General features: G+C 39.7%; 21 protein-coding genes. 11 read left to right on the top strand and 10 right to left on the bottom strand.

The annotated features are described in order from the left end of the window. Nucleotides 1-100 precede the first annotated feature (100 nt). From PLEUR7319_RS0106630 to PLEUR7319_RS0106610, 5 genes are all read left to right on the top strand, one after another. The gene (locus PLEUR7319_RS0106630) at nt 101-2,158 is read left to right on the top strand and encodes a ribulose bisphosphate carboxylase small subunit (RefSeq protein WP_019504421.1); all 2,058 of its coding nucleotides are present in this window, start codon (nt 101-103) and stop codon (nt 2,156-2,158) included. Between the two features lie 122 nt (nt 2,159-2,280). Beyond that, the gene (locus PLEUR7319_RS0106625) at nt 2,281-2,952 is read left to right on the top strand and encodes a hypothetical protein (RefSeq protein WP_019504420.1); all 672 of its coding nucleotides are present in this window, start codon (nt 2,281-2,283) and stop codon (nt 2,950-2,952) included. Between the two features lie 599 nt (nt 2,953-3,551). Continuing rightward, nucleotides 3,552-4,967 carry a form I ribulose bisphosphate carboxylase large subunit gene (locus PLEUR7319_RS0106620; protein WP_019504419.1) on the top strand — a complete coding sequence of 472 codons (1,416 nt, stop codon included), beginning with the start codon at nt 3,552-3,554 and terminating at the stop codon, nt 4,965-4,967. A gap of 107 nt (nt 4,968-5,074) precedes the next feature. Then, complete coding sequence (locus PLEUR7319_RS0106615) at nt 5,075-5,482, top strand: chaperonin family protein RbcX (RefSeq protein ID WP_019504418.1); 408 nt, start codon at nt 5,075-5,077, stop codon at nt 5,480-5,482. Nucleotides 5,483-5,506: 24 nt separating this feature from the next. After that, the gene (locus PLEUR7319_RS0106610) at nt 5,507-5,842 is read left to right on the top strand and encodes a ribulose bisphosphate carboxylase small subunit (protein WP_019504417.1); all 336 of its coding nucleotides are present in this window, start codon (nt 5,507-5,509) and stop codon (nt 5,840-5,842) included. Nucleotides 5,843-6,088: 246 nt separating this feature from the next. On the opposite strand, the gene PLEUR7319_RS0106605 is transcribed toward PLEUR7319_RS0106610, so the two are convergent. The 4 genes from PLEUR7319_RS0106605 to PLEUR7319_RS0106590 form a co-directional block, all read right to left on the bottom strand. Beyond that, nucleotides 6,089-7,801, bottom strand: coding sequence for an IS1634 family transposase (locus PLEUR7319_RS0106605; protein WP_019503630.1), 1,713 nt, complete (start codon nt 7,799-7,801; stop codon nt 6,089-6,091). 158 nt (nt 7,802-7,959) lie between these two features. Further along, a complete protein-coding gene (locus PLEUR7319_RS0106600) occupies nt 7,960-8,811 on the bottom strand; it encodes a sterol desaturase family protein (protein WP_019504416.1) in 852 nt (283 codons plus the stop codon). Between the two features lie 25 nt (nt 8,812-8,836). Then, nucleotides 8,837-9,097 carry a type II toxin-antitoxin system RelE/ParE family toxin gene (locus PLEUR7319_RS0106595; RefSeq protein WP_019504415.1) on the bottom strand — a complete coding sequence of 87 codons (261 nt, stop codon included), beginning with the start codon at nt 9,095-9,097 and terminating at the stop codon, nt 8,837-8,839. Next, nucleotides 9,090-9,311, bottom strand: coding sequence for a hypothetical protein (locus PLEUR7319_RS0106590; RefSeq protein WP_019504414.1), 222 nt, complete (start codon nt 9,309-9,311; stop codon nt 9,090-9,092). The genes PLEUR7319_RS0106595 and PLEUR7319_RS0106590 overlap by 8 nt, the downstream gene beginning before the upstream one ends. Nucleotides 9,312-9,472: 161 nt before the next feature. Between PLEUR7319_RS0106590 and PLEUR7319_RS0106585 the strand changes: the two genes are divergently transcribed. Both PLEUR7319_RS0106585 and PLEUR7319_RS0106580 read left to right on the top strand, forming a co-directional pair. After that, entirely contained in the window at nt 9,473-10,285 is an 813-nt protein-coding gene (locus PLEUR7319_RS0106585; RefSeq protein ID WP_019504413.1) for an AraC family transcriptional regulator, read from the top strand. 101 nt (nt 10,286-10,386) lie between these two features. Then, entirely contained in the window at nt 10,387-10,587 is a 201-nt protein-coding gene (locus tag PLEUR7319_RS0106580) for a DUF3291 domain-containing protein (RefSeq protein WP_019504412.1), read from the top strand. 87 nt (nt 10,588-10,674) lie between these two features. Here PLEUR7319_RS0106580 and PLEUR7319_RS0106575 read toward each other — a convergent pair whose 3' ends face one another. Beyond that, a complete protein-coding gene (locus PLEUR7319_RS0106575; RefSeq protein WP_019504411.1) occupies nt 10,675-12,591 on the bottom strand; it encodes a heavy metal translocating P-type ATPase in 1,917 nt (638 codons plus the stop codon). 105 nt (nt 12,592-12,696) lie between these two features. Continuing rightward, on the bottom strand, nt 12,697-13,092 hold the full coding sequence (locus PLEUR7319_RS0106570) for a helix-turn-helix transcriptional regulator (RefSeq protein ID WP_019504410.1): 396 nt from the start codon (nt 13,090-13,092) through the stop codon (nt 12,697-12,699). 287 nt (nt 13,093-13,379) lie between these two features. Between PLEUR7319_RS0106570 and PLEUR7319_RS0106565 the strand changes: the two genes are divergently transcribed. Together PLEUR7319_RS0106565 and PLEUR7319_RS0106560 are read left to right on the top strand one after the other, a co-directional pair. Further along, entirely contained in the window at nt 13,380-15,659 is a 2,280-nt protein-coding gene (locus PLEUR7319_RS0106565) for a heavy metal translocating P-type ATPase (protein WP_019504409.1), read from the top strand. Nucleotides 15,660-15,714: 55 nt separating this feature from the next. Then, nucleotides 15,715-16,251 (top strand): cupredoxin domain-containing protein, encoded by a 537-nt coding sequence (locus PLEUR7319_RS0106560; protein WP_019504408.1) that lies wholly within the window; start codon nt 15,715-15,717, stop codon nt 16,249-16,251. A 28-nt stretch (nt 16,252-16,279) separates the two neighbouring features. On the opposite strand, the gene PLEUR7319_RS0106555 is transcribed toward PLEUR7319_RS0106560, so the two are convergent. Further along, nucleotides 16,280-17,182 carry a TetR/AcrR family transcriptional regulator gene (locus PLEUR7319_RS0106555; RefSeq protein WP_019504407.1) on the bottom strand — a complete coding sequence of 301 codons (903 nt, stop codon included), beginning with the start codon at nt 17,180-17,182 and terminating at the stop codon, nt 16,280-16,282. Between the two features lie 162 nt (nt 17,183-17,344). On the opposite strand from PLEUR7319_RS0106555, the gene PLEUR7319_RS0106550 reads away from it, so the two are divergent. Then, the gene (locus tag PLEUR7319_RS0106550; RefSeq protein WP_036798755.1) at nt 17,345-18,319 is read left to right on the top strand and encodes a Rieske 2Fe-2S domain-containing protein; all 975 of its coding nucleotides are present in this window, start codon (nt 17,345-17,347) and stop codon (nt 18,317-18,319) included. On the opposite strand, the gene PLEUR7319_RS0106545 is transcribed toward PLEUR7319_RS0106550, so the two are convergent. The 3 genes from PLEUR7319_RS0106545 to PLEUR7319_RS0106535 form a co-directional block, all read right to left on the bottom strand. After that, nucleotides 18,316-18,600, bottom strand: coding sequence for a hypothetical protein (locus PLEUR7319_RS0106545; RefSeq protein ID WP_019504405.1), 285 nt, complete (start codon nt 18,598-18,600; stop codon nt 18,316-18,318). The two genes, PLEUR7319_RS0106550 and PLEUR7319_RS0106545, sit on opposite strands and share 4 nt — an antisense overlap. Before the next feature lie 141 nt (nt 18,601-18,741). Further along, a complete protein-coding gene (locus PLEUR7319_RS0106540; protein ID WP_019504404.1) occupies nt 18,742-19,791 on the bottom strand; it encodes an ABC transporter permease in 1,050 nt (349 codons plus the stop codon). 138 nt (nt 19,792-19,929) lie between these two features. After that, nucleotides 19,930-20,649, bottom strand: coding sequence for a DUF3120 domain-containing protein (locus PLEUR7319_RS0106535; protein ID WP_019504403.1), 720 nt, complete (start codon nt 20,647-20,649; stop codon nt 19,930-19,932). Between the two features lie 260 nt (nt 20,650-20,909). Between PLEUR7319_RS0106535 and PLEUR7319_RS0106530 the strand changes: the two genes are divergently transcribed. After that, nucleotides 20,910-21,194, top strand: coding sequence for an RNA-binding protein (locus PLEUR7319_RS0106530; protein WP_019504402.1), 285 nt, complete (start codon nt 20,910-20,912; stop codon nt 21,192-21,194). Nucleotides 21,195-21,381 lie beyond the last annotated feature (187 nt).

The following is a 21,381-nucleotide window of genomic DNA, read 5'->3' as shown; positions in this document are numbered from 1 at the left end:
CAGCAAAAGTATCATTGACATTTATCATTAATGGCCAAAAATGTAGCTTAGTTGAATTAATAAACAAGATGGTTGAGTTAATTTAGGAGGAATTGAGACAATGGCAGTCCGCACTAAAGCGGCTCCCCCGACTCCATGGTCGAGTGATTCAGCAACACCACAAGTAGATGAAAGTGCATACGTTCATTCCTTTTCCAGATTGATTGGAGACGTTAGGGTCGGAGCCAACGTTTTTGTGGCTCCAGGCAGTTCCATCAGAGCCGATGAGGGAACACCTTTTTATATTGGCGAAAGTAGCAATATCCAAGATGGTGTTGTTATCCATGGTTTGGAGAAGGGTCGGGTAGTTGGTGACGATGGTAAGGAGTATTCTGTCTGGATTGGCAGTAATACTTGTATTACCCATATGGCACTAATTCATGGTCCAGCCTACATTGGAGATGAATGCTTTATTGGTTTTCGCTCCACGGTATTTAATGCCAAAGTTGGAGATGGTTGCATTGTAATGATGCATGCTCTAATTCAGGATGTGGAAATTCCACCAGGCAAGTATGTTCCTTCGGGGGCAGTAATTGTCAATCAGCAGCAAGCCGAACGCTTACCAAATGTTATTGATAGCGATCGCTCTTTTGCTCACCACGTTGTTGAAATTAACGAGGCTCTTTTGGCTGGTTATCGTTGTGCCGATGATAATGCCTGTGTTAATCCCCAGGCTTACAACGCTCGCGAACGAAATAAAGCAGACGCAAGTCTAATTTCCGATGTCAGAAATGAGAATGATTATAAAAATTCAGTAGGGAATATGAGTTTAAGTTCAGATATTAGGACCCAAGTGCGATCGCTATTGGCGCAAGGCTGTATTATCAGCACTGAACACGCTAATAAACGCCGTTTTAAAACTAAATCCTGGCTCACTGGCGAGCGAATCGAAAGTCGTAATGAAAATCATGTAGTGAGTGAGTTAGAATCTGTGCTTCGAGAGTACCAAGGAGAGTACGTTAGGCTCATTGGGGTAGATCCCAAAGTCAGAAGAAGAGTGGTGGAGATGATTGTCCAACGTCCTGAAGATAGCCCAGGAGAGGGAACAGTCAAAACTATTGCCACCCATAATAGGGGCAGAAATCGCGGTGGTAGAAATCGCTCTGGCTATAGCACGAGTACTAGCGGCAATTTAGGTGGTGATGTTGCACAGCAGATCGATAGCTTAATTAATCAAGGCTGTAGCATTGGTATCGAACGCGCGAGTAAGCGTCGCTTCAAAACCAAATCCTGGTTGACAGTTGGACAAGTTGAGGGCGGTAGCAATAAGGTATTTAGCGCCATTGAGCAAGCTATGGCCGAATATCCTAATGAATATGTTCGCGTTGTTGGTGCTGATAATAATGCCAAAAGAAGAATGGCTGAAATAATTGTTCAGCGTCCGGGACAAGCTCCCGTACAGTCTTCTAGAAGTTATTCAGGTTCTAACTATAGTAATGGTAATGGTGGTAGAGCTAGTTACAGCAGTAACGGTGGTAGCGGTAGTTTAGATTCAGAAGTAGTTCAACAAGTTCGCTCTTTATTGGCTGCTGGTTATCAAATTGGCTCAGAACATGCAGATAAACGACGCTTTAAAACTAAATCTTGGAAAACCTGTTCTCCCATTGATAGTAGCCGAGAATCAGAAGTAGTTGCTGCTTTAGAAGATTGTTTAGCAGAACATAAAGGTGAATATGTTCGGATGTTAGGTATCGATTCTCAAGCTAGACGTAGAGTTGCCGAAACTATTATCCAAAGACCTAATGACAATCCCAAAGCTAATGGTAATGGCAAAGATCGCAGCTACTTTGTAGCCGATTACACTAGTAGCGATAAGCACAATAATCAGCCAGCTCACTATAACGACTTTAGTCAGCGTCAGTTGAGTAATGAATCAGTACAGGAAATTCGTTCTTTGCTGGCTGCTGGCTATAAAATTGGTGTAGAACACGCTGATAAACGGCGTTTTAAAACTAAATCTTGGAAAAGCTGCCCTCCTATTGACAGTCGCCATGAGCTAGACGTGGTTGCTTCTCTAAAGGTTTATTTATCTGAACACTCGGGTGAATATGTTCGTGTATTGGGAATAGACCCCAAAAATAAAAGAAGAGTGGCTGAAACCATTATTCAACGACCATAAATAGCACTTGAAAGGTTGCGTTTCTCTTTTACAGGACAAAGGAGCAGTTGTTTATTTTGTAAGTAGTTGTCAATATTGCTAAAGCAACTGTTCCCGCGTCAATCATTAAAATATTGTCCCCAATGATTTACTTACCACCACCGCAACCTATTTTGAATAATGACATACGGATTAGTGGTGATGTCGAGCTTCATCCTACGGCATCTTTAGCGCCTGGAGTTATCTTACAAGCAGCTCCCAATTGCCGTATTGTTATTTGTGCTGATGTCTGTATTGGTATGGGAGTAATTATTAATGCCTGTCAGGGTTCAGTCGAAATAGATAGTGGAGCTATTTTGGGCTCTGGAGTTCTAATCGTTGGTAACTGCAAGATTGGTAGCAATGCTTGTGTTGGTACTTCAACCACAATTTTTCAAGCTACTGTGACGGCAATGACTGTAATTGAACCAGGTTCAATTATTGGTGATATTTCTCGTCAAGTAAATTTAGATGAAACGCCCAAGACTACTAAGGTTAATGACTACTCAGCTCCCAAGCCAAATAACGCTGACCAAGATCCCCGAAGAACTAGTAACTCTAATAATCGTTCTGCCAAACAACCTCATCAAACTGTGGCATCAGATTCTAATCAAGAACCAAACTCATCTTCAATTCCCCAAGTAGAAAAAGTTGAACCTATGGTTCAAAAAGAAAAAGTCCCAGTGGTTGGACAGGTTTATATCAACGAACTATTGGTTACTTTATTTCCTCACAATAAAGATTTAAATTCCCACCATAAAAAATCATTAGAGTAGACTAAATTAATACTAAAGTTTTGTGTATTTATTTAGATGTAAATACAAAATACATATACAATTTTTGAACGTAATTACTTACTTTTCGATATAGTAATGAGGCTGTATCGGTTTCGTTGTTTTTGTGGTTATTTACTACAATAGATTATTGTTCTCAGTTAATAGCGTTTACTCTCCTCTTTAGTCTAAAATAATGAACTTAATTAAAGATGTTTAAGTAGATGTACTTACGGCAATCCCTAACTTTTAATTAAGCAAATAAAATTTCAAACTAAATGTAATAAAGAGAATATTAATAATTCTTAACCGTTTTTATGACTACGTTAAATAACCATTAGTTTAGTTAATCTATTCTAGAAAATAATCAAATTGAAACCGACTAAAAAATACTTAATAAAGAATTAGCATCCATGTTATGGTATTAACATAAGAAATTGCCGAACAAAGTAGCTAATTGTGCTATTTAAAGCAACGATTTTTTAGGATCGCGAGATATCTTTCTACTGATTTTTTTTTAACGGTAATAGAGTTCTGATAAGTTAAGTGACTCTAAAAGAAAGTAAAAGTTAAGCGTTTTATTTATGGAGGAATGACCGAACATGGCAACTAAGACAGGTGCTGGATTTAAGGCTGGTGTACAAGACTATCGCCTAACTTATTACACTCCAGACTACACCCCCAAGGATACAGACCTTTTGGCTTGTTTCCGCATGACCCCTCAACCTGGTGTTCCTGCTGAAGAGTGTGCAGCTGCGGTAGCTGCGGAATCTTCTACTGGTACTTGGACAACAGTATGGACAGATGGTTTAACTGACCTAGATCGTTATAAAGGTCGTTGTTATGAAGTTGAACCTGTTCCTGGAGAAGACAACCAGTATTTCTGTTTTGTCGCTTACCCAATGGATTTGTTTGAAGAGGGTTCTGTAACCAATATTCTCACTTCTTTGGTAGGTAACGTATTTGGTTTCAAAGCTTTACGTGCATTACGTCTAGAGGATCTCCGTATTCCTGTAGCTTTGATGAAAACTTTCCAAGGACCGCCTCACGGTATCACTGTGGAAAGAGACTTATTAAACAAGTATGGTCGTCCTTTATTAGGTTGCACAATCAAACCTAAATTAGGTCTATCTGCCAAAAACTATGGTCGTGCAGTTTATGAATGTCTACGTGGTGGTCTAGATTTCACCAAAGATGACGAAAACATTAATTCTCAGCCTTTCATGCGCTGGCGCGATCGCTTCTTATTTGTGCAAGAAGCAATTGAAAAATCTCAAGCAGAAACCAATGAAGTTAAAGGTCACTACCTTAACGTAACTGCTGCTACTTGTGAGCAAATGATGGAGCGTGCTAATTTTGCCAAAGAGATTGGCACTCCAATCGTTATGCATGACTTCTTGACTGGTGGTTTTACTGCTAACACTACTTTAGCTAAATGGTGTCGTGCAAATGGTGTATTGTTGCACATTCACCGCGCAATGCACGCTGTAATTGACCGTCAAAGAAATCATGGTATTCACTTCCGGGTTCTAGCTAAGTGTCTTCGTATGTCTGGTGGTGATCATCTACACTCTGGTACTGTTGTGGGTAAATTAGAGGGTGAAAGAGATATCACTCTAGGTTTTGTAGACCAAATGCGTGAAGACTATGTAGAAGAAGATCGCTCTCGTGGTAACTTCTTCACTCAAGATTGGGCTTCTATGCCTGGTACGATGCCTGTCGCTTCTGGTGGTATCCACGTATGGCACATGCCAGCACTAGTTGAAATCTTTGGTGATGATTCTTGTTTACAGTTTGGTGGTGGTACTTTAGGACACCCTTGGGGTAATGCTCCTGGTGCAACTGCTAACCGTGTAGCTTTAGAAGCTTGTATTCAAGCTCGTAATGAAGGTCGTTCATTGGCTCGCGAAGGTAATGATGTTATCCGTGAAGCTTGTCGTTGGAGTCCTGAGCTAGCTGCAGCTTGTGAACTTTGGAAAGAAATCAAATTTGAGTTTGACGCTGTAGATACTCTCTAAACAAGAGAATAGTTATTTGTGAACAGCTAACAGTTAATTCTGAGATCGACAATAAAGATTCAAAATAATCAATAATTAATAATCTCAGATTAACTGTATAAAACTAAATGCAACCAAAAGATATTGCAAAAGATACGGCAAAAGTTGTCCAAAATTATTTAACTTACAAAGCGGTAATGCTAGTTATTGAACAACTAGCAGAGACTAATCCAGGAGAAGCCATTTGGTTAAGGCAATATTCTTCAGGAGGGAAACTGCGAGATGCAGAAGCCTACATCGAAGAAATAATGTCTGAACCAAGGGGAAAAGAGCTGGCACTGCGTATAATGACCGTTCGCGACAATATAGCAGAGCAAACTTTAGAGTTTATCCCTGAGATGGTCACTTCGACCGTAAAGCAAGATAATTTGATTCATCGTCGCCATCTTTTGGAACGTCTTACCCGATCGCCTAACGAAACATCTGAGTCAGATGCATCAGAAGCGACATCGGAAACTGAAGAATCTTCTGAATAAAATCAATATAAGCAAAGATAAACCATGAAAACATTACCCAAAGAGCGTCGTTACGAAACCCTTTCTTATTTACCTCCTTTAACTGACCAGCAAATTGCCAAGCAAATCGATCACATGATCGACCAAGGCTATATTCCTGGTGTGGAGTTTGAGAAAGATCCTACTCCAGATCTTCACCACTGGACTCTATGGAAATTACCTTTATTCGATGCTCGTGGTTCTCAAGATGTGTTGAACGAAGTTCGTGAGTGTCGTTCTGAATATTCTGATTGTTACATTCGTGTTGTTGGTTTCGACAACATCAAGCAATGTCAAACAGTTAGTTTCATTGTTTATAAGCCCAACCAAAATCGTTATTAAGTCTTACTAAGTAATCGTAAGCCATCACTGCCACTAAGGTTTAAAGCGAAGTTTAAACCTTAGTTATTTGGTAACTTTAACTTTTTATTAATATTTTTGAGGATGATGCTAGAAGTAGCAATGGTTTCTAGCATCATCTTTTTTATTTTTTTTTTTACTCATTACTCACGGTTCGCTTAAATAAAATGCATTGAATCAAATAAAGAGGATAGAATCAAGTCACAGCAATTATTTGCTGGATTGGAGTCAATCAGGAACTAGCTGGGGAAGAATGTAAATCGATTCAGGAATCTTCATCAGATTTAAAATCTGTCTTTGAAGAGAATTAAGAGAACTAATTTCAGTAGAGCCATCAGGATAAAGATACAAAGTTAGATCGCCAAAAGCAGCTAGCAATTGTTCAGCAGTGGGACGAAAAGTAGTGCGCTTGGGATTGCCTGAATAAAGTCCAGGAAGTGATTGCTTTGTCACCGCTAGTTGGCGACGAACCACAAATTCCATCAAGGTAAACAGAGTCAGGGCGATCGTTAGTAAAAACATCAGCCCTCGAATCCGTTCTTCATCTTGAAAATAGATGGGTAAAGCGGGAAGACGACCTCGTTTAAAACGATGAAAACCTCTTTCAGGTTGCCATTGCTCCCGATAAGAGTTAACAGCTTGCTCAAGAGAAAGACGCTGTGAATTAGCATTAGTTACATACAATCTCCAACCAGCGATGGATTGTTGATGGGTGATAGCGGTCTCACAACGTTGATAAGTCAAGGAAAGAGTAGTTTGACGAACACGACGAGAGGGACGATTCTTACTTCCTCGACCAGCACCTTGATAAACTTTTTGATAGCCAATTTTCTTCTCAATCGCAGTTAAGATCTGCCCCGTAACTCGATAACGTTTCAGAATAGTCTCCACTTTGGTTTGTAGAGCTACCTCATCTTGTGGTGGTTTTTTAGCGAGTTTTTCTAGGGCAAGTTCCGCTTTACTCAGACGAGCTGACAAGCTTTTAAGTTGACGCTGTTGTAAAGCATAAGAACAAACCACTAACCATCGTTCTGACCAACGATGCCACTTTTGATGTTCTTTTTCATACCAGAGACTGCCCAACGGAACTTCAAAACCCTTACCAATGGGAGATTCTGACTCGGCTTCGGAGTTGAGACAAATTTCTTGCACTGCTGTTGGTGGATTAGCCACCCATTGCGATAACAGTTTGGGACGAGGCTGATGCATCGCTAGCGGAAAACAGTAAATTCCTCCTTGTTGATTAATTTTCCCCCGATTATTCCAAGTAGAGCCTTTAGAATCGGCGAGAAACAAGAAATCTTTGTGACCAATAATCTCCACCAATTGTTGCCATGTTGGTAGATAATGAGATTCATCTGTTCCATTTCCTGATAATGTAGCTCCCAATAGAGGCATTCCCATGGGGTCGAGAGTAGCTAACATTTGACGATATTGAACCAAATCAGGGCGGCGGTCTTTACTATAACCAAAATTCAGCAAGTTAGTTCCTTCTGTTTCTTTTGTGGGCTGATGATAGACACTAAAACTTGTGGTATCGCTTCTGGCTTTGTCCGTTGGTAATTCATAAGCTCGTATTGTGCTTTGTCCCAATTGAATTGCTACTTTCTCTCGCCCTTGATTTTCCGATGAACCGATGACACTTAATAAGTCAGCTAGTCGGTCATCTGTGGCATCTTTGCCCCCAATGTTCCATCCTGTTGCTATTTCTAAGGTTTGCCGATGTTTTTCTACCCATGGTTCTACGGCACATAATCGATGGTCTGATTGGCTCACTACATAACTTAGAAATAGGACTGATAATTGACCGTAGCTTAATCCTTTTCGATTCCCATGAGGAACAGGTAGCTCTCGATCAATTATTGATGCTATTTCCATTTGCTTTAGCCAATGAATAATTAGAGGAAGATCATCTGCTCTTTCTGAGTTAGTTCCTTTCAAGACGGGTTGGTCTCTCTATTCTTTCAACTTCTTTCTCAGCATACAGTTGAGCTGTTTTATTTTTCTAGCCATCTTTGATTTAAGCGAACCGTGAGTCATTACTCAGGACAAAAAGAAGCGATCATATATCGCAGTCCATCATGTGGCTGCATTAAGCATTACTTGCTTCCAGATCGGGAGTTAAGACTACGTTTCTTTTGATTAATCGGATAGCAACTGGGTTTATTGAGAAAAGGCAGAATCAGCATCCAATGTAATTGCTCAACTCGGAGATTTTTTTGATACTCTGATAGCCCAATAGTCATATCTTGCTGGCTTACCAATGCACAAGCACGGTAAGTACCAAATACATAATCCCACCAGGTGAGGTTGAAGCCAAAGTTGCTATTGGTTTCCTGGGGAAGCACAGAATGATGAATTCGGTGCATATCTGGCGTAACTAAAAATAATCGTAAGAGTCGGTCGCATTTTGCTGGCAAGCTGACATTACCATGATTAAACATGGACGTTGCATTTAACAGAATTTCAAATATGAGAACGGCTATGACGGGAGCACCCAACAGCAAAATGGCAGTAATTTTAATTCCCATTGAAAGCAAAATTTCCAGGGGATGAAATCTCAATCCCGTCGTAACATCAAAATCGAGATCTGCATGATGTACTTTATGCAATCGCCATAAAGTAGGTAGAGTATGAAACAAAACGTGTTGCAAATAGATTATTAAATCTAACCCAATTACTGACAATACTACAACTTGCCATTGGGGTAGGGTGATAACGTTAAATAGACCCGAATTTTTCTCTGTTGCGATCGCTGCCATCCCTACCGCCGTTAAAGGAAATACAGCCCTTAATATGACAGCGTTTAGAACTACCAAACCTAAATTACTAAACCAGCGCATTGGCTTGGGAACAGAGAGTGGGCGAAACGGATCGATAATTTCCCACAGCAGCATTAACCCTAAAATGCCGAAGAAAAAAATTAACCGAATAGTGGCTTCTTTGTCCATTTTCGTAGTTTAGAGGAAAAGAAAACTATTCATAAACCTTACTGCGATGAGCAATAAGAATTACGTTAACTACAACTAATTCATCTTCAATAGAATAAACAACTCTGTAATCTCCGACTCTGTAACGATAATAGCCAGAATAAGAACCCTTTAATGGCTTAATATTAGGATGAGAACGAGGGCTATTTTCTAAATTACTAAAACATCTTGCTAGTTTTTTAGCTAGGGCTTTGTTACATTTGGCAAAAACTTTTTCAGCATCCAAAGATAACCGAACTTTATACATCGTTTCTAATTGCTCGCCAATCTTTAGTTTTTCCTTCTTCTACTTGTCGATTGGCTTTTTTAAAGGCAGACTCAAAACCAGCAATGCTTAGTAATTCTTCCGTTGCATCGATATCATCCTCACTGGTTAACTCTTCCCATAATTCGATTGGAACAATTACCGCAATCCGATCGCCTTTTTCATCGGATATGTATTTTAAATCGGGTATATTCATCAAGCTGTTATTTTAATATTTAGTTTGATTTATTTTATCAAATTGCTTTTGGTAGAAATATTGATTCAAATAGTTAGTCAACTTTTTAAACCCTAGTAACATTAAGAAACGCTATATTAATATTGATTTACACCGCGAAAAAAGAGTCAATCTTCTTTTTTATGCTGAATACAAAATTTTGTTTGATTCAAGAGTTTGATAACTTGGAGTTGTTTCGGGCAAAAGCAATTCACTACAATTATGATCGTCACTCTCACCCTGGCTACTCGATTGGTGTTATTGAGTCTGGAGTAGGGGGAAACTACTATCGGGGAAGTACTTATCTAGCTCCTCCCAAAAGTATTGTTTTGATGAATCCAGAGGAAGTCCATACAGGTTATTCTGCTAAAGAATTGCCACTCACTTATCGGATGTTTTACCCAAGTACCGATCTTATTCTTCAAATAGCTAGAGAGGCTCAAATAACTGAGACTCCTTATTTTAAGGATGCTGTTGTACAAAATGAAGTTCTGGCTAAAAAGATTTTTTATCTACACAAAATTTTAGAGCGATCGCAAAACTCTTTAGAAAGACAATCTTTATTGGTCGAAGTGTTTTCAGCAATTCTATACCGCTATTCAGGTATCTCACTTCCCTCTGTTCAACTCAAACAGGAACATCAAGCCGTTCATTTAGTTAAAGAGTACCTTTACGATAATTTCAGTTCTAATATCTCTTTAGAACAACTGGTACAGATTACTAACCTAAACCGTTACTACCTAATTCGCGTTTTTCGTCAAGCCACAGGAATGCCACCTTACGCGTATTTAAACCAAATTCGGATGCGACTTGCTAAGCAATTTCTCCGCCAAGAAATGTCGATTGCCGATACAGCGATCGCCGTGGGAATGTCAGACCAAAGTCATCTTAATCGTCATTTCAAGCGAGTTTTTGGAATTACTCCTGGTTGTTATCGCCAAGGTGCGACGAACTAATATGCTATGCCTTTTTTTAATTGAGGTCAACATCATTCAAGACGGATTAACCTTAATTTTTAGATACTTCAGGTGATGGTTTGAAGGCGAGACTAAAAACTATGACCGAACAAAAAGCCAACGTACTACAACAGCAAAAATATTATCTGGCTCAAATTAATATTGCTTTGATGAAAGCTCCTTTAGACAACCCAATCATGGCTGAGTTTGCCGATGCACTCGACAAGATAAATGAAGTCGCAGAAGCTAGTCCAGGTTTTGTATGGCGACTAAAAACAATTTTAAGATATCTATTTGAATAAATACCATCCTTCAGTATCTCTATCTAAATACTAGGGTAGGAATATCTGACATAAATAATCTATGGCGCGATCGCTCTTAAATCTTCATCATTTTAAAACCCGACTCGCATTAAGAATCGCCAGCAAAGCTACTCCCACGTCGGCAAACACTGCCTCCCAAAGAGTTGCGATTCCAACTGCTCCCAGTAAAATAAATAATCCTTTTACTGCCATTGCCAGGATGATATTCTGCCAGACAATGGTGTGGGTTTTACGAGCTATATCTATTGCCTCTGCTACTTTAGAAGGAGCATCGTTCATAATTACCACGTCGGCGGTTTCAATGGCTGCATCGGAACCCAACGCACCCATTGCCATTCCCACATCGGCTCTGGCTATCACGGGTGCGTCATTAATACCATCGCCAATAAATGCCACCTTGCTATTTCTATCTGATTGACGAAGATACTGCTCGATCGCGTCTACCTTGTCTTCTGGTAGCAATTCAGCTTTGTAGGTATCCAATCCAATTTTATCGGCAACGTTTTGCGCTACAACTTGATTATCTCCCGTTAGCATAACGGTTTCGGTAACTCCCGCTTTTTTTAATCGAGCGATCGCTCTGGCTGCATCTTCCTTAAGTTTGTCGGAAATTAAGATATAGCCAGCATATTTGCTATCTATTGCTAAATGAACCACCGTACCTTTTACGTTACAGGTATCGTGTTCGATCTGTTCTCGATGCAGGAGGCGATCGTTTCCTGCGAAGACTGACATCTCTTTGACTTTGGTACTAATACCGTGTCCTGGTATTTCTTCATAGTCAGTAACATCAGATTCAATAATCGCACCATCGTAAGCTTCCACAATCGAGCGCGCTACGGGGTGATTGGATTGAGATTCGGCGATCGCAGCAATGGATAGTAATTCAGGTTTGCTATAGCCGTTATAAGGAGCTACTTGAGTAACTTGAAATACCCCTTCAGTTAGCGTTCCAGTTTTATCAAAAATCACTGTTTTGACATCAGTTAAGGCATCGAGAAAAGTTGAACCTTTTACTAAAATCCCTCTTTTGGCTGCACCACCAACCCCACCGAAATAACCCAGAGGAATACTAATAACTAATCCGCAGGGACAGGATATAACTAATAAAACTAACGCTCGATAAACCCACTGTTCGCTAGTTGCCCCAGGAATTAATAAGGGCGGTAAGATGGCAACTGCTAGAGAGAGGAAAACTACTACGGGGGTATAGTAACGGGCAAAACGAGTAATAAATTTCTCTGTCGGGGCCTTTTTACTACTGGCGTTTTCTACCAAATCTAAGATTTTAGCGATGGAAGATTCGGCAAATAGTTTGGTAACTCTAACTGTCAGACTTCCCGTTTGGTTAATCGCACCTGCTAAAATTATTTCTCCTTCTCTTACAGTTCGGGGTACGGATTCACCCGTAAGTGCTGAAGTATCTAATTGAGAACTCCCCGATAATATCTCCCCATCTAAAGGAACTTTCTCTCCTGGTTTGATAATAATCGTATCTCCGACTGCTACCTTCTCTGGCGCTACCTCTCTAATTCCCCCGTCAATAACTAAATTTGCCCTATCGGGACGAACTTCTAGTAATGATTTAATCGAACGACGCGATCGCCCGACGGCAAACCCTTGAAACAATTCTCCAATCTGGAAAAATAACATCACTGCCACAGCTTCGGGCAATTCGTGAATCGCGATCGCCCCCAAGGTGGCAATAGTCATTAAAAAGTTTTCATCAAAGATTTTACCCCGCAGAATATTACGTCCCGCACTGGTTAAAACAATCCAACCACTTATCAGGTAAGCGGGAATCAAAACTACATACTCGGCGATCGCTCTCGGGGTATCGTGCAAAGGCTGGTTAAAGATTAACCCGATGAGAAATAGAACTAGAGCGATACTAAGGGGGATTAGCTCTCGACGTAAATCAAATTCACCATGTTCGTGACTTTCATGATGAGAACAGCAACCAGTAGAATGTTTACCTGACATTATTCAAATAATTTAATTGTTAAAAGATTGAACAATTGAATACTTGTTCAGATATTAACCAAAAAAAAGTAATTAAGCAATCAACAGAAATAATGATGATACATCCTAAGCTTCTTCTAAATGCTCGGCTACTTCCTGATAAAGATTAGCTATATGGGCATCTGCCAAACGGTAATAAACATTTCGCCCTTCACGGCGATGCTTGACCAAACGGAGGTTTCTTAGTAACCGTAACTGATGGGATACAGCCGATTCACTCATTTTGACTACTGCTGCTAAGTCGCAGACACAAAGTTCAGCTTGAGCTAGGGCAGAAAGAAGTTTTAATCGATGAGGATCTGCCATTGCGCCGAAAAACTGAGCCATCTGTTGTGCTTTTTCTGTGGTAACAATTTCAGATTGTACTTGACGCACTTGTTCTAGGTGAACTAGGTAAGAGTCACAAGTCGGCGCTTCGGATTTTGAGGAGACCTGTTGTTTTGCTCGGGAAACTTTGCTCATTCTTCATCCTCCAATTCAAATAAATACATTTACTCAAATAACTTTATATTGATGCAGTTTTAAATAGTACTTTTTTGATAATGATACTCATCATAAACCTGAATGCCTATTCAAATGAACAATTATTTGGAATCAAGTGAGATGATTAGAGTTTTTGACTCGATTTGTAACACAAAATGGCTACCGGTTGTGTGCTAGCCTCATAAAATCCACTCAGAATTGAAATAGATGGCATACGCAATTATGTAGGGAAAAATCGCTATTTGCCTCGACCTTTCGTACCAATTATGAACACGAAAACAAATACAGAAAAAATCAATCTCAAACTCACTGGGATGAGTTGTGCTGGTTGTGCCAGTAGCATAGAGGATGCAATTCTGGCTGTACCTGGAGTAGCCGAATGTAGCGTTAATTTCGGTGCCGAACAAGCTATCGTGATATACGAGCCCCGCCAAACAAGTATTGAGGACATCAAAGAGGCAGTAAAAGAAGCAGGATATTCCTCTACTTTGTTTCAGTCACAAGAAATGTTTACGAGCGAGGATGATGCCGAAAAAGCAGTCCGTCAAGCTGAATCCCGCGATTTAATTCGCAAAATAATCGTTGGTGGTGTAATTAGCATCATCCTAGTTATCGGTTCGCTGCCGATGATGACAGGATTAAAACTTTCTTTTATTCCTGCATGGTTGCATAACCCTTGGCTACAAATGATTTTAACTGCCCCAGTACAGTTTTGGTGTGGATACAGATTCTATATTGGTGGGTGGAAAGCTTTTAAACGTCATGCTGCCACGATGGATACATTGATTGCCCTGGGTACTAGTGCAGCCTATTTTTATTCTCTATTTGCTACTATCTTTCCTAACTTTTTTCTTGATCGGGGCTTGATGCCAGAAGTATATTATGAAACCGCTGCCGTAGTTATTACTTTAATTCTTTTAGGACAGTGGTTTGAAAATCGTGCCAAAGGACAAACCTCAGAAGCGATTCGTAAATTGATTGGTCTACAAGCGAGGAATGCCAGAGTTATTCGTAATGAAAAGGAAATTGATATTCCTATAAGTGAAGTCCAAATTGGTGACACTATTTTGGTGCGCCCCGGAGAAAAGATCCCTGTAGATGGAGAAATAATTAGCGGCAGTTCTACCATTGATGAAGCAATGGTAACAGGAGAAAGTAGACCCATAAAAAAACAACCAGGGGATGAAGTAATTGGGGCAACTATCAATAAGACAGGCAGTTTTAAATTTAAAGCTACCAGAGTCGGCTCAGATACAGTTTTGGCGCAGATAGTGAAACTGGTTCAAGATGCCCAGGGTTCCAAAGCACCGATTCAAAGACTAGCCGATCGCGTAACGGGTTGGTTTGTGCCTGTAGTAATTGCGATCGCCATTGCTACTTTTGTCTTGTGGTTTGTCATCATGGGTAATGTGTCTTTGGCTTTGATTACTACTGTTGGGGTACTAATTATTGCTTGTCCCTGTGCTTTAGGTTTAGCGACTCCTACTTCGGTAATGGTAGGGACGGGTAAAGGTGCCGAAAACGGTATTTTGATTAAAGGTGCAGAGAGTTTAGAATTGGCTCACAAAATTCAAACTATTGTTTTAGATAAAACTGGCACGATTACTCAAGGCAAACCTACTGTTACTAATTACGCTACGATAAAAGGTATTACAGACAGTGCCGAACTTAAGTTACTCGGTTTGGTAGCAGCAGTAGAACGTAATTCCGAACATCCTCTTGCAGAAGCAGTTGTTAGATATGCTCAGTCGCAGAATGTTGATTTAATTGACGCTAATGATTTTAAGGCGATCGCCGGAAGTGGAGTACAGGGTGTCGTCTCAGATCACTTGGTACAAATAGGTACTCAACGCTGGATGTCCGAGTTAGGCATTGCATCGACTGCTTTTCAGTCACACAAAGATACTTGGGAAGCCGATGGTCAAACTGTAGTTCTAATTGCTGTAGATAGAGAATTAGACGGAATTATGGGTATTGCCGATGCAATCAAACCCACTTCTCCAGCAGCAGTTAGGGCATTACGTAACTTAAATTTAGAAGTAGTAATGCTGACAGGAGATAATCAAAAAACTGCCGAAGCGATCGCTCGTGAAGTAGGAATAGTTCGCGTAGAGGCTGAGGTTCGTCCCGAGCAAAAAGCAACCAAGGTAAAGGAGTTACAGCAGGAAGGAAAAATAGTTGCAATGGTCGGAGATGGCATAAATGATGCTCCTGCACTAGCGCAAGCAGATGTAGGTATTGCCATTGGTACAGGAACAGACGTGGCGATCGCAGCTAGTGATATTACCTTGATTTCGGGAGAATTACAGGGCATAGTAACAGCAATAGAGTTAAGTAAAGCGACTATCAGTAATATTCGTCAAAATCTCTTTTTTGCTTTTATTTATAATGTTTTGGGTATTCCTATCGCCGCGGGTATTCTCTTTCCTTTCTTTGGTTGGCTGCTCAATCCCATTATTGCTGGAGGGGCAATGGCTTTCAGTTCGGTTTCAGTGGTAACAAACGCTCTCCGTCTGCGTAATTTTTCTGCAAGCTCTAAGCTCTAAGCTATTAGCCATCAGCTCTAAGCTATCAAATGTAAATTATCTGTTTGCGAACGGTATGTTTAATTTAATAAGAATTGTAGGTAGTTTAGTAGGGTTAGGATTTCTAATAGCTCTATCGACTAGTAGTGCATTAGCACAAAAAAAATATGATATTGAAATTCCCGCTTCGGCGGTTGAACAAACTAGCCAGTTTCGTAAGATAGAACAGCCTTTAGGATTAAAGATATTTATTGCTTTAAGCGGTTTGGGCTTAATTGGCGCAGAGCTATGGTGGTTTATGTTTAGCAAAACTCAATCCCAGAAAGCACAGGTTAAACAGGGAATTCAATCAGTGGATATTGTTGTCGACGGTGGCTACACACCAGACAGAATCGAAGTGCGATCGGGAGAACTAGTCAGGCTAAATTTCTTGCGTAAAGACCCAAGTAGTTGCTTAGAACAGGTTTTATTACCTGATTTTAATCGAGCGTTAGATTTGGTCTTAAATCAAACTACTTCCGTCGAAATTATGCCTGAAAAACCAGGGGAATATACTTTTACCTGTGGTATGAATATGTATCGAGGAAAAATCATCGCCAAAGCCTCAGAATAAATAAATTGAATATTAGTGTCGTTAATTGTCACAAGTTTACCAGCTTACAATTTAAACAATAATAACGTTGATCGGTATTACCTTTAGGAAGTAGCAATTTTTGCTGACTTAAGTCTTTCAAATCTCTTTGTAAAGTGCGTCGAGATACTTCGGGAAACATAGCCTCACAGTTTTTGATAGTGATTTCTTGATTGTTGCTAGCATATTTTAGAATGAAGCACTGACGAGGATTTAACTCATAAAGGGAAGCAAGTTTTTTTACTAAATCGTTAGAGTTATTATTAATAGTGCTATCGCCAATATCTGCTTCTAAATAGGCTCTCATTAAAGCTTCTATTTCCCGAATAATTTCTTTATTATGGGATTCATTACTTCTTAAAGCAATTAAAATTAGAGTATTAGTCGAATTAACGCAGACTTCCGCTAATATTTTACTCCTTTTATCTGTTAGAGCAGAATTACGCTTTTTTAATAACTTTGCCATAAATTGAATTGCTTCTTGAGTAAAGCTATCATCGATATTTTTAAAAATTTTCGGAGAGGTAAAAAACTGTGTAAAAACAATCCTAGAAGTGGGTTGCTCAAATAGTTGCTGTATTTGAGTGACAATAGTGTGTATAAAATCAGGAAATGGTAGCTGTACAATTTCAGGTCGCAATAGCTTCTCCCAAATAACATAAACGCGCTCGACGTGTCGTAGCTCCAAAGCATTGAAAATCGCCAATTTATCAGGGAAAAATTGATAAAGCGACCCTACAGAGGTATCTGCACGAGCTGCGATCGCATGGGTAGTAGCAGCTTCAAAACCCACCTCATCAAATACTATGGCTGCTGCATCCAATATTTTTTCAACTCTTTCCTGACTACGTTTTTGTTGAGGTTGACGACGCAAAGGACGACGATCTGGATATGTTTGGTTATCAGATTTCATATTGACAAACACGAATAATATGTCATATATTTAGAGTCAATAAAAGCTTTTTCTAGCTGTAGGCACTAGTAAAACTACAGCAGTTCGTAACTTGCGACAGTTTATATTTTACTTGTCGCGATAGATTTATTTGCTCAAAATTTTTAACTAAGGAAATTAAAGATGTCTATGTTAGAGGGTGCGCCTTGGCTATTGGCGCATAAATCGATGCTACAAACAAATCAGCCGCAAAAAGTTTCACTTTACGGTAATGATTATGTGATTTGGCAAGACAAGACAGGTCAAGTTAACGGTTTGCCAAATATTTGTCCCCATATGGGAGCAATGCTATCTGAGGGTTGGTGCGAAACTGAAGCAGATGGCACAAGTGCGGTAGTTTGTCCGTTTCATGCTCTAGAATTTGATCGCCATGGCTGCACTATCCTACCAGGAACAGATAAAAAGACCTTACCTCAGTTAAAACCTTTAGATTTGATTATTCAGGGTGATTTCATTTGGTCTTATGGTGATTATCAACCCAAGATACCCATTCCCGATATTTTAGAGCAGATCGCTGGGAAGTATGAATTTATTGGCTTTACTGCTAATACTAGTGTTGAGACAGACTTGCGATCGATGCTGTTGATTATGCACGATTACAATCATCAAAATGGGACACATCGAGACTTATTTGAAATTACTGAGGTCAGGTTTGAAAAGTTTATCGACAATGGCTACCATTCCGAAGCTTTTTTTAATACTCCCACTGCACCAAAAACTTTCTGGGAAAAACTCAAACAACCCAATCAATTTTTACTTCCTGAGGTGATTCAAGCTCATTTAGAAAATTATTTTCCTTCTCTGGTTATTTTTTATGGCAATAGTCCTTTTGGCAAAATTGCCCAATGTCATCTTTTTGTTCCCGAATCATTAACTAAAACTCGAACCTATATTTTATTGTTTGGAGAAGCCAGCAATCCATTAGCTAAACTTTTAAAAAATCAATTTCTCGGGCTAAGTAAAATTGTTGTCGAGCAAGATGCAGGTATCTTAAACAAGATTTACTCTGATGCACCACAAAAAATCAAGTTAAATAATGAAATGGGTATGGATTGGGTCAACAGAAATTTTACAACTTGGGAACAACCGAGAATTTAAGATACAAATTGAATGTCTGGTAGTAGGGGATCTTTGACAATGCCAAAACCAGCATAATTCCATCGCTGAAGTAAACTTTTAAGCTGAGTTGGAGAGGCAGTTTCTACTGTCAGGCGATCGCGATATTCTTGACCATGAGCATTAATATAACTTAGGGCATCATAATCATGTTCAAATACTAATAAATACGAGGCTTCCATACCACTTTGTTCTGGTAGACGGGCTACTAAATACTTACCATCTTTTTTGGAACGAATTAAATAATTAACTTGTAATAACATGATTGCCCTCTTGTCTTCGCCTTGCTGTTGCTGATGTTGTTATTCCTGTTATTCCTCTGAAATAAACTACTTCTCCAGTTTATCTTTTTACTGCTCACCAACAAAATCAGTAAGAGTTAATCAGTTAAGTTAATATCCGAACTATTTTAAATCTTCTAACTTAATACGAGGATCGATCGCTTTGAGGAGCAAATCAGCCAGCAAGTTACCAATTATTAGCATCGTTGCACTCATCATGAGACTTGCCATCACTAAATACTTGTCTTGAGCGGTAACGGCTTGCAAGGTCAAACGTCCCAAACCCGGCCAATTAAAAAAGAACTCAGCGATAAATGACCCTGCCAACAAACTAGCGAATTCAAAACCAATCAAGGTAATGAGAGGATTGATTGCATTACGCAGAGCATGGACATAGATAACTTTATTTTCAGGTAAGCCTTTAGCACGGGCTGTCTGAATATAGTCCTGCCGCAGTACATCTAGCATCTGCCCTCTGGTTAAACGTTGTAGTCCTGCAAAACTAGTAATACTGAGAGCAAGAGTCGGTAAAATCATGTGCCAGCCAATATCGAGAATCTTACCGATTAGGGATAATTCCCCATGGTTAATGCTGGTCATGCCACCAACAGGAAATAGAGGAGATAATAACTGGGCAATAAATAAGAAAATTAGGGCTGTAATAAAGCTAGGAAAACCCTGTCCCAAATAACTCAATACCCGTAAGATTTTATCAAGACGACTATTCTGTTTAACCGCGCTGAGGATTCCTAAAGGGATGGCGATCGTCCAAGTAATGATAATTGAAGCTATGGCAAGTAAAAGAGTAGCGGGAATACGTTCAACTAGTAATGAAGAGACAGAACGAAAATAAACAAAGCTTTCACCAAAATCAAACCGAGTGATCACCCGCCAGAGCCAACGAAAATATTGGATTATAGGTGGCTGATCTAAACCAAATTGCTGTGTAAGTTCAGCAATGCGTTCTGGAGAAATTTGGGGATTTTCTCTCAGGGTATCAAGATAGTTTCCTGGTGCTAACTCAACGATGGAAAAGCACAGGGCAGAGGCTAGTAGCAGAGTTAAAACTGCCTGCATGAGCCTCTTAAGAATATATAAAGTAGTCTCACTATATAAGATATTTTGGAGTCGAGATAGTGGTGACTGGGCGACAATATCCTTAGTTTGAGCCATAGATTCCTCGCATTAACCCATCAATAAAACTGGAGGAGTTGAGAATTCGGAATTCGGAGTTCGGAGTTGAGAATTCCGAATTTTGATTCAGGTTTTAGATTTGTGGAACTGATCTTTAAAATAATAGCTTAGAAGTAATTAAGCAAAATAGGCTGCAATCCAGAATAAACTGTCCACTAATATAGTGCTCAAAACTGCTCCAGCGAATGCCCACCAGTGTAGCTCAGTTTTGCTAAGAGACCATAGGCTAACTGCCAGTAAAATGTTAACTAGCACGATTGCCCAACTAATGCCCCAGGCAGTTTGTACTTGAGCTAATGCTGCTTTGAAAATAGGAGAAGCCAAAGCTGGTTCTAAATCTACCGTCATTAGTTTACGCCAGTAGGGTATGACATTAGTTAGATAGAAATATAGATCGGTAATAGCCGTACCCAGGAGAGAGCCAAGATAAAAAAAGTTACCAACTTTTCCCCATCCTCGCCAAATAAACCATAGAGCAAAGGGTAGACCAATAGATTCAACAGGGATATGAATTAATGGTTCAGCTCTTAGCCAACCCCAGTAGATTGAACCTGCTAGCCAACTCCAGCTAAAGCCTAAAATAATATCTCCCCACCAACGACTTTGAGGACGTCGATAAAGTAACCAGCCCAACCCAATCCAGAATAGAGTTAATGCCAAGCTAAACCATGGGAATAGCCTGACAATCGGAGCTTGAAAAAATACTGGTACAGAAACTAAAAAAGAAGCGGAGAAAAATACTCGCCAAGCTTGACGCTCATAATTTTGTTGAAGAGGTAAGCCGAGAACATTGGTTGAGGTTGTTGGAGCGCAGTTAGAGCTAGAAGAAGATGTCACAGTCAAAATATATTATTGGTTGAGTGGGGTGTTCCTAATTTTCGTTACTTATCTTTACCTACATTAAAATACCACAGAATTTCATTTCCTGGCTGAAGCGCAAAGATAAGGCTGACACTAATTTAGTTAGAGATAAAATGCTAATATAATTGTCGAAAATCGAGATCTGCATGGCTAATTTTGATTGATATTTATCGGTCGATCTTGGCTGTTTTTGCTTCTCGATGGGATTGGAATATTAAGAACAGGAAACAAGAGTAATGTCGATTTATGTTGGTAATCTCAACTATGAGGTTACGCAAGAAGACTTACAGGAAGTCTTTGGAGAATATGGAGCTGTCAAGCGGGTTTATTTACCTACAGACCGAGAAACAGGGCGCAAACGTGGTTTTGGCTTTGTAGAAATGGAGAACGACGACCAAGAAGCAGAAGCTATTAATATCTTGGACGGGGCAGAATGGATGGGGCGTACCCTAAGAGTTAATAAAGCTCGACCAAGAGAATCTAGTAGTTCTGATAGCGGCACCCGTAGATTTTCTGATTAAAAACTTTGGCACCCAAGTGTTAGTTATTTTTTGGTGCCCATTGCTGATAAAAGATCCATCAATTGAATTTTTTATCTCACTCAAAACACAATTTCAGCCGCTAATTGCCTTAAGTATCTTTTAATGTTTGCTCTTTTTGTTATTGTTTGAGGAATAGAGCAAAGATTTAAGTACTTCAATTAGTCCC

It is taken from the genome of Pleurocapsa sp. PCC 7319 (assembly GCF_000332195.1).
Taxonomy (GTDB): domain Bacteria; phylum Cyanobacteriota; class Cyanobacteriia; order Cyanobacteriales; family Xenococcaceae; genus Waterburya.
The sequence above is the reverse complement of the archived record's forward strand: the minus strand, read 5'-3'. Positions and strand labels throughout refer to the sequence as shown.